General features: G+C 44.9%; 14 protein-coding genes. 7 read left to right on the forward strand and 7 right to left on the reverse strand.

Features of this window, described 5'->3' with window-relative positions; all coding sequences use genetic code 11:
* Positions 1-24 precede the first annotated feature (24 nt).
* On the reverse strand, positions 25-810 hold the full coding sequence (gene xth / locus QUA36_RS14700; protein WP_333452574.1) for an exodeoxyribonuclease III: 786 nt from the start codon (positions 808-810) through the stop codon (positions 25-27).
* Positions 807-2,213 carry an NB-ARC domain-containing protein gene (locus tag QUA36_RS14705; RefSeq protein ID WP_333458210.1) on the reverse strand — a complete coding sequence of 469 codons (1,407 nt, stop codon included), beginning with the start codon at positions 2,211-2,213 and terminating at the stop codon, positions 807-809. The genes xth and QUA36_RS14705 overlap by 4 nt, the downstream gene beginning before the upstream one ends.
* A 217-nt stretch (positions 2,214-2,430) precedes the next feature.
* Here QUA36_RS14705 and QUA36_RS14710 point away from each other — a divergent pair, with 217 nt between their 5' ends.
* The 3 genes from QUA36_RS14710 to QUA36_RS14720 are packed head-to-tail and all read left to right on the forward strand — an operon-like array spanning position 2,431 to position 7,962.
* Complete coding sequence (locus QUA36_RS14710; RefSeq protein WP_333458211.1) at positions 2,431-3,630, forward strand: hypothetical protein; 1,200 nt, start codon at positions 2,431-2,433, stop codon at positions 3,628-3,630.
* 6 nt (positions 3,631-3,636) lie between these two features.
* On the forward strand, positions 3,637-6,198 hold the full coding sequence (locus QUA36_RS14715) for a GTPase (protein ID WP_333158173.1): 2,562 nt from the start codon (positions 3,637-3,639) through the stop codon (positions 6,196-6,198).
* A gap of 6 nt (positions 6,199-6,204) precedes the next feature.
* Complete coding sequence (locus QUA36_RS14720) at positions 6,205-7,962, forward strand: GTPase (RefSeq protein WP_333458212.1); 1,758 nt, start codon at positions 6,205-6,207, stop codon at positions 7,960-7,962.
* 66 nt (positions 7,963-8,028) lie between these two features.
* Here QUA36_RS14720 and QUA36_RS14725 read toward each other — a convergent pair whose 3' ends face one another.
* Positions 8,029-8,652: a type II toxin-antitoxin system antitoxin SocA domain-containing protein gene (locus QUA36_RS14725; RefSeq protein WP_333458213.1), complete on the reverse strand. Its 624-nt coding sequence runs from the start codon at positions 8,650-8,652 to the stop codon at positions 8,029-8,031.
* 351 nt (positions 8,653-9,003) lie between these two features.
* Between QUA36_RS14725 and QUA36_RS14730 the strand changes: the two genes are divergently transcribed.
* Positions 9,004-9,927, forward strand: coding sequence for a fused MFS/spermidine synthase (locus QUA36_RS14730; RefSeq protein WP_333458214.1), 924 nt, complete (start codon positions 9,004-9,006; stop codon positions 9,925-9,927).
* Between the two features lie 413 nt (positions 9,928-10,340).
* Here QUA36_RS14730 and QUA36_RS14735 read toward each other — a convergent pair whose 3' ends face one another.
* From QUA36_RS14735 to QUA36_RS14750, 4 genes are all read right to left on the reverse strand, one after another.
* A complete protein-coding gene (locus tag QUA36_RS14735) occupies positions 10,341-10,493 on the reverse strand; it encodes a hypothetical protein (RefSeq protein WP_333458215.1) in 153 nt (50 codons plus the stop codon).
* Complete coding sequence (locus tag QUA36_RS14740; protein WP_333458216.1) at positions 10,490-10,918, reverse strand: heavy metal-responsive transcriptional regulator; 429 nt, start codon at positions 10,916-10,918, stop codon at positions 10,490-10,492. The genes QUA36_RS14735 and QUA36_RS14740 overlap by 4 nt, the downstream gene beginning before the upstream one ends.
* Before the next feature lie 103 nt (positions 10,919-11,021).
* On the reverse strand, positions 11,022-11,315 hold the full coding sequence (locus tag QUA36_RS14745; protein WP_333246171.1) for a hypothetical protein: 294 nt from the start codon (positions 11,313-11,315) through the stop codon (positions 11,022-11,024).
* A 354-nt stretch (positions 11,316-11,669) separates the two neighbouring features.
* Entirely contained in the window at positions 11,670-11,840 is a 171-nt protein-coding gene (locus tag QUA36_RS14750) for a hypothetical protein (protein ID WP_172186391.1), read from the reverse strand.
* 167 nt (positions 11,841-12,007) lie between these two features.
* On the opposite strand from QUA36_RS14750, the gene QUA36_RS14755 reads away from it, so the two are divergent.
* The 3 genes from QUA36_RS14755 (at position 12,008) to speA (ending at position 16,222) form a co-directional block, all read left to right on the forward strand.
* Positions 12,008-12,598: a DUF3611 family protein gene (locus QUA36_RS14755; protein WP_333458217.1), complete on the forward strand. Its 591-nt coding sequence runs from the start codon at positions 12,008-12,010 to the stop codon at positions 12,596-12,598.
* Between the two features lie 155 nt (positions 12,599-12,753).
* Positions 12,754-13,905, forward strand: a complete 1,152-nt coding sequence (locus tag QUA36_RS14760; RefSeq protein ID WP_333458218.1) for a helix-turn-helix domain-containing protein — start codon at positions 12,754-12,756, stop codon at positions 13,903-13,905.
* 310 nt (positions 13,906-14,215) lie between these two features.
* Positions 14,216-16,222: a biosynthetic arginine decarboxylase gene (gene speA / locus QUA36_RS14765; RefSeq protein WP_333458219.1), complete on the forward strand. Its 2,007-nt coding sequence runs from the start codon at positions 14,216-14,218 to the stop codon at positions 16,220-16,222.
* Positions 16,223-16,224 lie beyond the last annotated feature (2 nt).

Below are 16,224 nucleotides of genomic sequence, written 5' to 3' on the forward strand. Positions count from 1 at the left end.
GTTATTAACCTTATAACTTATAAATCAAATTTCGACAATTACGGGGGCGTGGTCGCTGGGTTTGATTAATTTTCTGGGAGCAATGTCTATTGTACAGTTTTTTGCTTGTTCGTACAGGGGAGGGCTGAGATAATGGTGGTCGATTCTCCAACCATTGTTGCGGGGAAATGCGGCAGCGCGGTAGTCCCACCAGCTATAATGACCGCCTTCTGTGGTGAATTTCCGAAAGGGGTCGTTTAATCCTAATTCTAAGATTTCTGTGAGTGCGAGGCGCTCGGCAACAGACAAGCCGACGGAGTTAGCATTGGCTTTGGGATTGTGGATATCTCGATCGTCCGGGACGATGTTGAAGTCGCCGCAAATGCACAAGTTGGGGAATTTATCTAGTGCTATTTTGAGGTATTCTTGCAGCAGTTTGAGCCACTTTAGCTTGTACTCATATTTCTCGCTGCCAACTTCGGAACCGTTGGGAACGTATACGCAAATAATGCAAATATCGTCGATAATCCCGGCGATGAGGCGTTTTTGTTCGTCAAAAATACCTGTGGTTTCGTCGCCGAGAAGGGGGGCAAATCCGCTGCTGATTTGCGTTAGGGGCGATCGGCTAAAAATGGCGACGCCGTTGTAGGATTTTTGACCGGAAATGTAGCAGTTGTAGCCAAGGTTGGTGAAGGGTTCTAGGGGAAAGTCTTTATCTGGAACTTTGGTTTCTTGGAGGCAGAGAACGTCTGGGGAGTTTGTTTGCAACCAGCTAGTAACGTGTTCTATGCGGGTGCGGATTGAGTTGACGTTCCAGGTAGCGATTTTCATTTTTTGTTGGTTATATACTCTCTGATTACTGGCGCGATCGTAAAGTGCGATCGCCCGTTTTGTTTGACTGTTTCAACTAATGACCGTCGTCCTAAAGATTGCATGACTTTCAAGAGTTCTGGCGGTGATAGTTGGAAGTTTTCTGGTATTTTTGAGATTTCGGCTGGTTCGGGGGTATTGGCTAGCCATGCGATCGCCTGTTGTTCGGATGCGGTTAGGCGATCGAAATGCTGGTGCAGGAGTGATTCTAAGTCACCTAAGAATAGGGTATCATAGGAGAGGAATTCGGAAACGCTACCGCCGAATAAGTCTTGAATCAAAGTGGCAACTATATTTAACCATAAGGGATTGCCTCGGTAAAGGTCGATTAGTTCTGACCATTTCTCCGGTTCAGCTAAACCTTTTTCTCTGAATATTTCTTGTGCTTCCGCGCCTAAACCGTTGAGTTGCAAGGATTTGCAGGGGCGGTTTTCGCCTTCTAAGGCGGCGATTTCTCTGGGTTTTTCCCAACTCAGGAGGATTAAGCAACTGTTGTGGGATGATTCTGTTATTTGTTTGAAGAATGCGCCGTAATTTTCATATCCAGGTTGGTAATTTCCTGCGAGTTGTCCGCTGCTGAAGATGGTTTGGATATCATCGAGGATGATGAGACAGCGGTGCGATCGTAAATATTCTAGTAGGGGCAATCCCCCCGTGGTTGCCGTTTCTTCGGGATAGGGAACGGGCACGGGGACACCGCCCCTACAGAATTTAATTAAGTCGGTTTGGAGTGATGCCAGGGGTGGAGAGTTGCGGAGACTTCGCCAGATGATGCGATCGAATTCGTGTTGAATTTGTGAGATTAGTTGGAGAGTAAGGGCGGTTTTGCCAATACCGGATAACCCTAAGATGGTGATGAGGCGGGTGCGGCCTAAAATCCAGTTTTCGAGCGTGGTGAGTTCGGATGTGCGGTTATAGAATAGGTTGGGTTCTGGTGCATCAGCTAAATCTAAATGTATTTTCCGTTCGGAATTGCTTGTTTTTTCGTTAAATTTATTCTTGTCTTGCGGTTCAGATTGTGAGACTTCTGGGGAGGGCAAACTTTCAGAAGAGAGGTTGCCAATATGGATACAGCCATTCCCGACGAGTGAGACAATATTAGAAGCTTGTAAATTTTCCAGTTTGGCTCTAAAATTTGCTTTAGATACTTGTTCCTTGCCTAATGCAACTGATAAAAGTTTCCATAATTTAAAGCCAACTTCTTTAACGTATTTCTCTGAACGGTTGTGATGCTGTGCAATTTCTTTATATTTCTGATTGTCCCAAGCACCGCGTAATATAGCTTTTTGCAGACTATCTAAATGTTTTCCCGTAGTAGTCAAAGCTAGATGGTCTACAAATTCTAAGGCTTCTTCAACGTCCATCGGTCAGGGAGATGCAAGGGGTTGACCTGATTGTAACCCAACTAAATATGACTTTTTCGCTAGCAACCAACTAAATGTGACTTTTTATGACCTAGTTGGGATGGAAAACAACTACTAAATATGACTTTATATGGCTTGACAAGTTTTGGTATTTAGGAAAGAATTTATACTTAAGACAACAAAACGTTTTGCTAAGCGCTACCGTTATCTACCTGTTATGACACAACCGAATATTTTGGAACTCGCGAAACAGGGAGATGCAAAGGCGATCGCGCTTCTGCTGAACCGCCAGCTACAAGCCAAGGGCATCACCGCCGCAGCTTCCCTTAAGGATGGTTGTTTACAGGTGATGCTGGAATCGGCAGAAGCGCCTAGTCAGCAAGTCTTGGCCCCGTGGGTGAGTAAGTCGATCGCTGGTTTGGGCGCTGCATCCATTGAGAAAGTGAAGGTTTACGGGCGACAGACGGGCGCAAAGGTGCCGGCGTGGAGTCAAGAGTTTGAAGTGGCGGGGCTAAAGTTGCCTGTCGCAAATGTCACAGAGGGGCGGGCAAGTTCTAGTGATCATACGGAGTCAAATCAGCTTAGTTTGAAGGAACGGGCTAAGCTTGGGGATGTGGAGGCGATCGCCAGTCTGTTAAATCTGCCGTTACAGAATAAGGGGATTACGGCGACGGCGAGTTTGCAAGATGGTTGTTTGCAGGTGATGCTGGAGGGCGATCGGGTTCCCGATGAGGAAGCGGCTGTTAGGATTGTCCGCAGGGAGTTGACGAATTTGAAGGCGGGGGCGATCGCATCTGTGAAGGTTTACGGGCAGCAGGCTGGTGAGGATTTTCCGGCTTGGAATCGAGAGTTTGAGCTAAAGGCAGAGGTTAGTTCAGATTCAAAAAAATTATCAACAGATAAATTTGCAAATTTGACTGATCTATTGACTCCGATTATTGATTTGCTTAGAGAACGAAAATTTAAAGAATTGTTAGACATCTGCAAAAATTATCTTAATGAAAATCCCGATCGTCAAAAACGTTTGATTGTAGTAGGAGTTATTGTCTTAGCAACTCTAACCTTTAAAGGAATACCTTTTTTAGGTTTTAATCACAATATTAAAGGCTCACTAACACTTAAGGATGACTTCTTCGGTGGAGTGGGTCAGTTTTGTAATGGAAAAGGAGGTTACGGGGATATTAAAAGTGGTAGGCAGGTGCTAGTAAAAGATCATAAAGGAGAAACCATTGCGACTGGAGAGTTAGGCATAGGTAAAATAATATCTGATAACTACTGCCAATTTTCTATCGAAGTGAATGGTATACGAAAAGCAGAGTTTTACACAATTCAGATCGGTAGGCGAGGCGATTTGACATATTCATATCAAGAGATGGAGGATAAAAACTGGGAGCTAAACGTGTCTTTGGGTGATTGACTTACTGTGACCAATCCAAATATTGAAGAAATTAAAATGTCCGACCTAATCTCAAAAAATACTGAACACCTAGACTACCCATTACTATTAGTCACGCACATGGTCTGTGCAGATCAGCAGATTCACAGTGAAGAGTCGAAAGCACTACGCGAACTAGCAACGCTGATCGGCGCTTCTCAACGCACTCTCGCTGAGATGGAAAAAATTCTTGCTCAAGAGGAAAGCCAGCTTTCTGTAGAGGATTTAGCTCCGAAAGTATCGCCCGGTGAGCAAAGTGAGGCTATGTCACAAATGTTGGCGATCGCCTATGTTGACGGTTTCTGTTCAGCATTAGAACGCCAGATGGCGGAACAAGTAGCAGGGATTTGGAACTGGCCAACGGGAGAAGTACAGCGACAGTTGGCAGAAGTTGGAGCCTTCACTGATACCCGATTCATAGGCGAACACAACCAACAACAGAAAGTCTCTTTCAGTGCGCGTTTCCTTGCAGGGGCTGATTCTCTACTTTCACGCGCATTGGTGGATAATGTAGCAAAGCTCACTGGGAGTGAGCAAAAAGTTGAGCAAATACGCCGGGAAATCCTGTTAACGGGGCCAGAATATGATGAGGCGATTCGTCAGTGTGCAGTCATCGCTGATGAAGATTACAAATTTGCCGAATTAGCACTTAAAAGAGCTTTACTAGCACTTTCCAATTTGGGCAAAAATATTCAAGAGGCTATCGAAGACATCAAACATAAAACAGGTGGTATAGGTCAAGCTACTACTGCTAAGGAAGTCGCAAAGCAACTTGAGGATACTAGAAACTCTCTGAGTGCCGAGATTATTAAAGAAATTGAGAGTGTACGGGAGTCGCTTCGGGCCAAGGAACGCGCTCTCAATCATTTCAGCATCACATTTATGGGCAGAACTAAGGCGGGAAAAAGCACTCTTCATGCCATAGTTACAGATGATGGATGGGATGCGATCGGTGTAGGTAAGCAGCGCACAACTCGGTTTAATCGGGTGTACGAGTGGAAGAATATCCGCATCATTGATACTCCTGGGATTGGCGCTCCCGGTGGCAAAAGTGATGAAGAAATTGCTAAAAGTATTATCGACGAGTCAGATGTGATTTGTTATGTGGTCACAAATGACAGCATCCAAGAGAGTGAGTTTGCTTTCTTGCGCTTATTAAAAGAAAAAGCAAAGCCATTAATTATTCTACTGAATGTCCATAATAACCTGCGCGACTCTCGCCGGTTGGAGCATTTCTTAAAGAACCCCGATAAAATGTTTGTGATGGATGGTCAAAGTGGTCTAGGCGGACACATTGACCGTATCCGTCGGTACGCTCAAGAGCATTATGCTAATGACTATTTCAATATTGTTCCTGTGATGCTGTTGGCGGCGCAGCTTTCCCGCGAACCAGAACACGCAAAGAAGAAACAGGAGCTTTTTAAAGCAAGTCGGATGCAGGATTTTCTTGATTTAATTCGTGTATCTCTGGTTAATCATGGCGCAATTCGGCGCTCTCAAACTCTTCTAGGTTCTACCGTAGGCGCAATTTATAATCCTTATAAGTGGGTAAATCAACAAGCTTTGGTCTATGAAAAATTGACAGAGACGCTGAAAAATAAACGTCAGACGATCGAAAAGCAAATCCATAGAGCTGGAAGGGACAGCCGTGAATCTTTACAGCAACAAATCGTATCAATTTTTCAAGATGCTATCAATGCTATTCCATCCTTTGCTGAGGCTTATTGGGAATCCAAGGAAAATCAAATGAAGTCTGGATGGGAACAAAAATTAAAGTCTATCCGATTTGAGGAACGCCTGAAAGCCGCATATCTAGAGAATGGCGAAAAATTTAACCAAGAAGTTCAGGAAGTTCTTGAAGAAGTCGGAAATGAATTAAAACTGATTGCTCAACTAGAAGGTGGGAACTTTCAATTTGTTGAGCAGGATTCAAAGACTTTCAATAAACTAGCTTTTAAAATAGGTAGCATTCTTCTGATACCTTTAGCAGGACTAGCTTTAACACCTCTTGGTTTACCTGCGCTTGCTGCGACTGCAATCGTAATGGTTAGTGGTTTGATGATAAATTGGCTTGCCGATCGCTTTAAATCAAAAGATCAAAAGCGTGGCGAGGCTGTTAAAAACATTTCAACTTTACTAAATGAGCAATTGAGCAAGCATAAGCAAGCCACCCTCAGAGACGCTGAGGCTAACTTCAGCAAGTTTTGTGATTCTGTTGCCGTGAATATTGATGCCTACTTTGAGGAGTTAATTAAAAGACTAGATGAACTCGCGACTCACCTTGAAGAAGCAAAAAAGAAGTTATCAGGTACAGAAAATTATCTAAATCGTGCTTATGCCAAGCGAATTATTGACTGGTGTGTTGAAGAAAACGAAACTCTAACAGATAAGCGTATCAATGAAACCATTGCCAAAGTTCAGCGAGATTTCGGGCGTAACATGAAAATTGTTACAAAATCCAAAGTTCAGCGACTAAAATCACTAGAGGATATTAAACACATCCTTCAAGAGGATATTTCCTTTTATCTCAAATCTACCAAAAATAACTAAACTATCATGACTCAGAACAACCCCAACTTTAAAGCGGCTGATGTCGGTGCTTATTTCAAGAAAACGCTAGTAAAATTTGACAATGTGCTGGCTCAGGGAAACACAGCCGAACTAACAGCGATTCGCAAAAAAGTGCGCGATGAGTTAAAAGAGTATCGAGAGCAGGGGATTCTCGGAGTAGCTTTTGTTGGTCAGTACAGTGCAGGTAAATCAACCCTCATTTCTGGCATGACAGGACGGCGCGATATCCGCATTGATGCTGATATTGCTACTGATCAAACTACCAATTATGATTGGAACGGCATCAAGCTAATTGATACGCCTGGACTTTTTACAGACCGCCAAGATCACGATGAGATTACTTATGATGCCATTAACAAATCAGACTTGCTGGTTTTTTGCCTCACCTATATGCTCTTTGACTCATTGACAGCAGAGAATTTCAAGAAGTTAGCCTATGAAAAAGGCTATCGCTGGAAAATGATGCTGGTTATTAATAAAATGTCTGATGAAGCAGGAGAAGAAGAGCAAAAAATTGCCAACTACCGCAAAAGTCTTGCTGATGCACTGAAACCTTACAGTCTTGATGAATTTCCGATCTGCTTTATCGATGCCAAAGACTACTGTGAAGGAATTGATGATAAAGATGATTTTCTGACGGAAATCAGCCGCTTTCCAACTTTTATTGATGCTCTCAATCAGTTTGTAGAGCGTCGTGGCTCCCTTGCTCGTTTTGATACACCTGTCCGAATTGCTCTAAGCTGTATTGATGATGCTCAGTTGAGCTTTACTCGCAACTCTAGCGAAGATTCGGTTTTTTTTGAAGTGCTGCACCGTTTATCTCGTACAGTACGGAAGGAACGTGAACGTTTACATACCAAAGTTAATAGTATAGCACTGCTCCTCTCCTCAGAAGTTGTCAATGAAGGCAGAATTCTAGCCTCAGCAGTTGGTGGTCAAGATAACTTTGAGATGCTTAATAAACAGGCTGAAATTAAGGTACAACAACACTATGAGAGAGCTGGACGCGAAATGGAACAAGCTGTGAATACAGCAATCGAGTCAATACAAGATGAAGTGAAAGAGGTACTGCAAAGCAACCTAGTCCAAGCATTTGTAGCACGTTTAGCACTCACTCAAAAAGTATCAGCTCAAAATGTGAGGTCAGGAGTAGATGTTGAACAACTTAAGAGTCAAGTTGAGGGACTTCTGGAAATTGGTAAGACAGTAGGGCTTAATCCTATCGAATTGGCGACGAGAGCTGGCTGGACAAAAACAGCGGGCGATGGATTTTTACGCTCTATGGATGTGGTAGGAAGCAATCTCCATAAAACTGTTTTGACTGTCGGAGAATTTATCGGCTTTAACTTTCGACCTTGGCAAGCAGTCAACATTGCGAAAGACATTGCTAATGTCGCTATGTTTGTAGGCCCTCTTCTAACATTAGTTTCAATCGGAGCGGAATTTTATAAAGCCAAACAAGAACAGGAGCAAGAGCAGAAAATGGCTGAGGCTCGAAGCGAAATTACAAGTCAGTTTATCGCGATAGCTCAAAACCTCGAAAATCAACTTGAAGGGCAGTTGCGAGAATTTGAGCAACAAGTTTACGGAGAGATTGAGAAGCAAATTGCAGCCGCTCGTGTGAAGGAAGAGGAAGCGATTTCTGCTTCTAATACTTGGGTAAAACAACTGGCAGAAATCCGTAAGGATTTTGACGCGATTATCCAGTACATCACGAAGGCAACAGCTAATCCGAATACTTGAAAATGAAAAAGCGCGATCGCCCTTACGTCCCAACTTGTCACAAAGCGCGATCGCCCCTCACTTATATTATTTAGAGAAGACACGACCAGAATAATATTTTTTCATCGATTCCTGAGAAATAATCGCATGACAAGATTCATCTCTCGGCAAATCGCATCTCGCTTCCAGCCAAGGCATTTCACTGCAAATCATTCGTTCCAAAGTTTCATCATCATACTCAAAATATGCCTCGGCAACTTCTTCGATAAATTGCCCAATTTTTTGAGGAAGTTTCGGTTGTTCAATTTTCTCTGTAATTGGTTCCCAACTAAATTGGCATTGATACTTCTCCAATAAATCAGGAATAACTGGCCCGTGAATCCAGGCTTGAAAATCTGCATCAAATAGCGGCTTACCGTAAACTCCTAAATACCAAGCTTGAGCGTAGTACATGAGTTTTTGTAGCTTGTAGACGTTGATTGCTACATCAGTTTGCGTGGCTAACCAGATGAAAGCATTTGCAATATCTCGATCGCTCAATTTGTCCGAATTAGCTGGAACCGCAACAACTTTCAGTTGACCTTCGCCTATCTGTTCCAATAGTTCAGAAACTGACAAGTTAAATTCTCCGGCAATTTGCTCAACTTTTTGCCAGACAGGAGAACTTACATTTATTTGATATTCAGTTGTTATTGAGGTAGCTTGGGTCATGGCAGTTTTTAGAGCCGACTTAAATGATTGTAGCAAACAGTGCGGAATAATTACCTAATAGCGATCGCCCTTACGTCCCAACTTGTCACAAAGTGCGTGAAGCACAGCTATCCCGTAGGGAATCGCCCCTACATGAATTATTCAAACTAACTCCGACACACTCAGGCGCCCTTCTACGGGTTCATACTCATCGTAACTGCTCACCGCAGCGCAGTTGCGGTGAGCAGTTACGCATATTTTGGGTTAAAGTTAAGATGCCTTTACCCTGAATCTAAAATCTAAAATCTAAAATCTAAAATCTAAAATCTAAAATCTAAAATCTAAAATCTAAAATCTAAAATCTAAAATCGTATGACTGATTATAAAGGCGATCGACAAACTAGCAATTTAACAGCTATTCACCAACAAATCAATTGGCTTCAGCAACAGCCAGACGGCATCCTATTTCAACAAAACTCCGGCGACAACTGCATCGCCGTAAAAAAAATAAACTCAGTCCTCTTACTGCTTTTAGCAGACAGAGAAACCTTAATCACAAATGTAGCTCAATCAATCCTAGACCTCAACAATCCACTAAATTTAATCTTTCCCTATTCCCGATCCGTGCTGCTAGCATTAGTCTGGAAAACTCACCCAAAAAAAATCTATGTAATTGGATTTGGGGGCGGCACACTCCCCAGAATTTTCCACCACTATTTCCCTAACGCGATAGTCGAATGTACAGATATTGACCAAAAAGTAGTCGAAGTAGCTCAAAAATTTTTTGGCATTCAATTCGACGACAGACTCAAAGTAGCCATTCAAGACGGGCGCGAATATCTAGCCCAACAAGATTCCACAGTAAAAAACGATATAATTATCGTGGATGCTGGTTTTGGCAGCGGCTATATGCCCTATAAATTGGTGACACAAGAATTTTACCAACTGTGCAAAACTCGTTTGTCAAGCGCAGGTGTTCTAGTTGTCCACCTGTTCCACAAACAAGAGTTTAATGCGGCAGCGGTGAAAACGATTCAAACTGTGTTCGCACAAGTTTATATATGCAATTTAGAAACCGGCAACACCGTTGTCATTGCGACTAATGCTCCCGATTTAGCTAAAAATGAAATTTTCTTGAAAGCCGAACTTATTCAAGATTTCCACAATTTAGGATTTTCCTTAATAGAATTGTCGCTCCAGCTAAAAAAAGTAGTCCAATTGCCGGAATGGGTGAAAAGTTGGGAAACTCTGCCAATTTTTACAGATGCTGAAATACCCGCCGGATATTTGGACTGATAAATATAGCCTTTCTCAGAAAGATGAGGTACTCATGGGCATAGGGCATAGGGCATAGGGCATAGGGCATAGGGCATAGGGCATACCTCACCACGCTTGAGAACCGCTATATACACAATTAGAGCTGTTAACGGAATCCCACAAAAAACTCTAATTGTAGGGTGCTTATGGGGGCACTATCGGGCTGTAGGATGCTTATGGGCGCAGCATCGCTATGTCTGTAGCAAATCCCCCTCAGTCAAAAGTTGATACTAGGAAACATCGCTCTAAAAAATACTTGACAGTGAAAATCTAGCGGTGTATTATAGAAGTAGTGCAAACACTTAAAAATATGAGACTAAAAAGTTGGGAGTCTCCTCGCAGCGAGGGTAGAAACTCCAAAGGTAAAGGCGGCTCAGCCAGGGCTCGGCAACTCAAAAAGCAACAGCAAACTCTGCGAAAACAGTTAAAAGCTCAACACGATCGACAAAACCACCCACAAAACCACCCACAAAACCACCCACAAAACCATCAAGGGAAGGAAACCAATAATTCCTTCCCTTTTTTTGTATCTTTCCGCTGCTCAATCCCGCTGAATGTTCGGACAAATCGTGCTAGTAATGCTCGCCTGCGAGGGTTGCTCTTGCCAGCAGTTGAGAATGCCTTGCAACTCCCCCTTCAAAGTTTCTAAGGCGGCAATTTGCACGGAAATTTCCTCTACCTTAGCCCTTAGATGCTGCTTCGCCTCAGAGCAAGGCAACTCTCCCCGATCGCGAACTTGTAAAATATCCTTAATCTCCTGAAGGTTCAAACCCAGAGTCTGAGATCGTTTAATAAACGCCAACCTGTTGAATACCGTTTCGCCAAACAAGCGATAACCAGCGGGCGAGCGCTTTACCGCAGGAGACAGCAAGCCCATCTCCTCATAGTAACGAACAGTTTTCACCGACAAACCACTACAGGCAGCTACAGAGCCAATTTTGTACAGTTTCTCGGCAACAGAAATATTCATAAACCAAGCATCCAAGATCGAAAGACTTTCTTGCCCTATCTTTTAGTGCCTCAGATCCAGGGAGTCGATCGGCACATCGCCCAGTCACCATTGCCCGGTAATCTTAATAAGGAGGATTTTTTTTAGACACATTAAGCACGGGCAACTGAGGTCTAGAAGACTGAGGAGGAAGATAGTATTCGGGAGCCGGCGCGGGTTGTTCGGCTGCAGAGCGGTAAAATTGCCACCAGCGGAGAGCCATCGCCACCCCAGCGGTGCCAAGCCCAAAAGCCAATAAAGAGCCACTCGCACCCATGCTGCCGATGGCTGCATCGACAACGCCCACTGTCACAACAAAGCTGGTAATTGGCTCTTTACGGTAAGCTGACCTCAAAAGTCGCGTCCACGAAGCATTCATTTGGTTTTACTCTGTTCTATATTTATTTACAAGCTCTAAAACTTAGAGTTGGCGGAACGATCGGGATTTCTAGCTCAAAGACTAGCTTCACCTAAATTAATCTTCTCGCCTGTGGGGAATTGTACGGGAGCGAGGCAAAATTGCCAAGCTTGTCAAATCAAAATTCCACCCCATATATACCTCCAAAAGCCAGCTATTGCATTCGGGAACAGATCTCTCTCGGCAGAGAAGTCGCTGGGCTTCTTTGTAATTAATATTTTAATCAATTCCCGAATTTGTCGCGGTCAGCAGCAGTCACACCCGCTGCCGGAAGAGTCAAGACAAAGTGTAAGGCTGACCGCGCCATTGCTAAAATTAGTTGAGACCTAACCAGGACAGCAAGCCCTGGCCTGTGACATACTCGATAATTAAAGTTAGAGAAAAACCGATCATCGCAGCTCGACCGTTAAGGCGTTCCGCGTAGCTGTTGAAGCCAAACTTTGGCTGTTCCAGTTTGGGAGTGACGGTGGGTTGTAGTTGTGTCATTGCTTTGGGTACCTGGCGATCGACGCTATTCAAATGTGAAATCCAATGTTAGTTACAAATCTTAAACATTGCTACTTCTATTATAAAGAGGGTTAACCGCCGTCAACAGTCCCCGAAGAGAAAAAACTGCTGCCAACTAATGCCAATTAATTATACCCACTCAAAATATGACTAATCAGTTAGATAACGATAAGCTTCCTGTCGCCGTACAGCGAGTAGCCTTTGCCCTTCGTACAACAGGCTGGGTTTGCTTCTGGGTGCAGGTAGTGCTAGGGGTGGTAGCGGCGATCATTTTGCTCTTTGCCATCCCCTTCGCCCTCCCCAGGGCTACCGCCGGCGCGGGTTCAACCAGTGCCGGCACCGGCGGCGGCGTATTTTTTGCCATTTGTGGGCTGGCCGTACTCGCTTACAGCATATATCGCTCTTTCCGCTTCACCCGCTTGTCGAGACAACTGCGATCGCCCGCTAACCCTGTCCGCCCCAAAAAAGCAGACACCATCAAAGAAGTGCGGCTGGCACTGATGAGCAACTTATCAGGAATGGTGCTGACGCTGATCGGCGCAGAAGCCATCAGCGGCACGCTTTTAGCCAAATCTCTAGCTCAGCCGCAAGCCTTGTTCGGTGCCGCAGTTGATTTGGGCCGATTTATTCAGCCTCTAGATATATTTGTGGTACTCGCCAATACTCACGCCACTGTTGCCCATTTTGTCGGGATTTTCGGAGCTCTTTGGTTGCTCGATCGCATCCACAAACAATAGTTATTGGTGAGGGGCAACCGATGCCCGATGCCCGATGCCCGATGCCCGATGCCCGATGCCCCACTCTCCCACTCTCCCCCAACCTACATCCGGAATCACTGCCAACCTGTCGAAGAACGTACTCAGATACCTTCTACCAAGACAACATGAATATTATGGCACTGAAACCCGAGGCTTATTTTGGGGTGACAGATCACCCAACTATTGAAATTTCTCAAGAAAGTTTTCGTTCTGTCCTAGGTCAAATAGAAGCTGAACTCCTCTGTAGCGACACCTATAGCCACGCTCTAGCTAGCCTGCAAACAATGTTGGGCGAAGCAGCCTCCGCTGCCGAAATTTTAATTAGAGCAGTTAGCAGAGAAGCCGTCAAGCTTGCATTTGACAGATTTCCCAAACAAAACAAAATTGAACCGCAAGTACCCCAAGATAGTGTTACTGCTGTAAGTCCTGCCATTGAGACGGTGACAGAAATTCAAGAATTGGAGCCACCAGTAGCTGCTCCTGTCTTCTATTGGCGCAGCGCTAGTGTGGAAGCGCCGCCCCAAACCGAGTCCGACACCGAAGAAAACTCCGATCGAGACACTAACACTTCTGAAGACAGCAAACAAGCGCCCCAAGACGAAATTAAAGTCGAGTCAGCTCCACCTGCAACTGTCACCGTCCCCGGAAAATCCTTCCCAGGGTTCGGTTTTCCCAAAAAGCCGAAAAAACTCACCAAGGAAGAAGAAGCAGCAAAAGCAGTTCAAGAGCGAGAAGAGTGCTTGCAGGAGTTGGGTAGAGAATTGCGTAAGGGACGGCAAGTTCGCTCCCTATCCCTGCAGCAACTCCACAGTCAAACTCTCGTGCCGCTGCACCACATCGAATCGATCGAAAATGGGGAAATCGACAAACTGCCCCAAGATATTTACGTTAGAGGTTTTATCCGCAGACTCGGCGACGCCTTGGGACTAGACGGCAGCGCTATGGCGAATGCTTTGCCCAAACCCGCTCCGACTCCAATTCCCAGTATGTATGTGTCTGTTTCCGATTCCGACTCAGGCGAAGGCTTTCAAATGCGTCCGGTGCATTTGTACATTGGCTACACCGCTTTGATGGCTGGGGCTGTAGGGGGTTTGGGTTGGCTGTCGCAGCAACCCGTGGTGCCAGGAGCACAGGCAGTACCTCCAACGCAGGTGACACCGCCAGCCTCAGTTGCACCGGCTCAGAAGACCCCAGAAAAAGCGCCTCAACCGGGCTTGAAGAAGTCTAAGAGCGGGGTATTGATGATGGGGGCTGACATGGCGCCGCCGGAGGTGATTTTTGGTTAGTGTGTGTCGGGCGAGCGATCGTCCGATAACTCTCTTGGCGCAGGTGAACTCAGAAACCCGGTTTCTGAGTTCACCTGCATAGGGATACTTGCTTGAAGAAAAGAGTCCAGCAGAGCAATTACGGTTGAGATTTTAGTTGAATCCCCCACCTTCATCCATCTGTAGAGTCAATTCTAAAATCTAAAATCTAAAATCTAAAATCTAAAATCGCCCGCCCGTGTACTCAAAGTGATTTTTCAACTGCATCAGGAAACCCGATATCTGCGATAAACTATCTATTTGACCACTCCTAAAAGAGGTTGCCAATAAGATGAGTTCCCCAGCCACCGCTGCTTTCTCCGATCTTGATCCGCTATCGACTCACTCGCCAACAGTCACGAGTTCGGCGGCACCAGACAGTGCTTTGGTAACGGCTCAACTGCCACAAAAATCTTGGACAATAGAAGATAGTGAGAAACTCTACCGAATTCAAGGTTGGGGCGAACCGTATTTTTCGATCAATGCAGCCGGTCACGTTACAGTGTCTCCCAAGGGCGATCGCGGCGGTTCTCTCGACTTGTGCGAACTGGTAGAATCCCTGAAACAGCGAAATTTGGCTTTGCCCCTGCTGATTCGATTTTCTGATATTTTGGAAGACCGGATCGAGCGCTTAAATTCTTGTTTTGCCAGAGCGATCGCTCGGTACAATTACAAAAATGTTTATCGCGGTGTCTTTCCAGTAAAATGCAACCAGCACCGACAATTAATTGAAGATTTGGTGCGTTTCGGTCAACCCCATCACTTCGGGCTGGAAGCCGGATCTAAACCGGAATTAATGATAGCTTTGGCGACCTTAAAAAACCCAGGCGCTTTATTAATTTGTAACGGTTACAAAGACCGTGAATACATCGAAACTGCTATTTTGGCGCAGCGGCTAGGGCAAACTTCCGTAATTGTGCTGGAGCAAATAGAGGAAGTAGAAATCGCAATCGCCGCGAGCAAAGCATTAGGAATTAAACCGATTTTGGGAGTGCGAGCAAAACTCACTACCAAAGGCGTTGGCCGCTGGGGAGGTTCCACGGGCGATCGGGCAAAATTTGGCTTGACAATTCCTGAAATTATCCGCGCAGTCGGCGAACTAGAAAAAGCTGGAATGCTCGATTGTTTGCAGTTACTGCACTTCCACATCGGCTCTCAAATTTCCTCAATTAGTGTCATTAAAGACGCCATTCGAGAAGCCAGCCACATTTATGTAGAATTAGCTAAATTGGGAGCTAATATGAACTACTTGGACGTAGGCGGCGGACTCGGCGTTGACTACGACGGGTCTAAAACCAACTTCCACGCTTCCAAAAACTACAATATGCAAAACTACGCTAACGACGTAGTAGCGGGAGTGAAAGATGCCTGCGACGAGCGCAAAATCCCGGTTCCAATTATCATTAGCGAAAGCGGGCGGGCGATCGCTTCTCACCAATCAGTGTTAGTTTTTGACGTACTCGGTACTAGCGATGTCCCTAGAGAAGTACCCGAACCAGTAGACGAAAACGCGCACCAAATTCCGCGCAATCTCTACGAAATTTACCAATCTATCAGTCCCGAAAATTACCAAGAAGTTTATCACGATGCCATCCAATTCAAGGAAGAAGCAGTCAGTTTATTTAACTTAGGCTATTTGGGGATTGCGGAACGGGCGAAAACCGAACAGTTGTACTGGGCTTGCTGCGATAAGATACAGGCGATCGCGCGGCAAAATGAATACGTATCTGACGATTTGGAAGACTTAGAAAAGGTGATGGCGTCCATTTATTACATCAACTTATCTGTTTTCCAGTCAGTACCGGACAGTTGGGCAATTAACCAATTATTCCCAATTATGCCAATTAACCGACTCGACGAAGAACCGACTCAACGCGGTGTTTTAGCCGATCTCACCTGCGACAGCGACGGCAAAATCGACCAATTTATTGATTTGCGAGATGTAAAGTCGGTTTTGGAACTGCATACTCTCAAACCTGGAGAACCTTACTATTTGGCGCTATTTTTGGGAGGTGCTTATCAAGAAATTATGGGCAACCTTCACAACTTATTCGGTGACGCAAATGCAGTTCACATTCAGCTAACACCTTCTGGTTATCATATCGAACACGTTGTGAAAGGAGACACTATGAAAGAAGTCCTCAGCTACGTACAGTACGATTCAGAAAATTTGGTGGAAAGCATCCGCCGTCAGACAGAAGCAGCTTTGCAGCAAAATAAAATTACTCTTTCCGAGGCCCAACTTTTGCTGCAAAATTACGAGCGGAGTCTCAGCCAATATACTTATCTTCAGTCTTAAAA

It is taken from the genome of Microcoleus sp. Pol10D4 (genome assembly GCF_036701555.1).
Lineage (GTDB): Bacteria > Cyanobacteriota > Cyanobacteriia > Cyanobacteriales > Microcoleaceae > Microcoleus.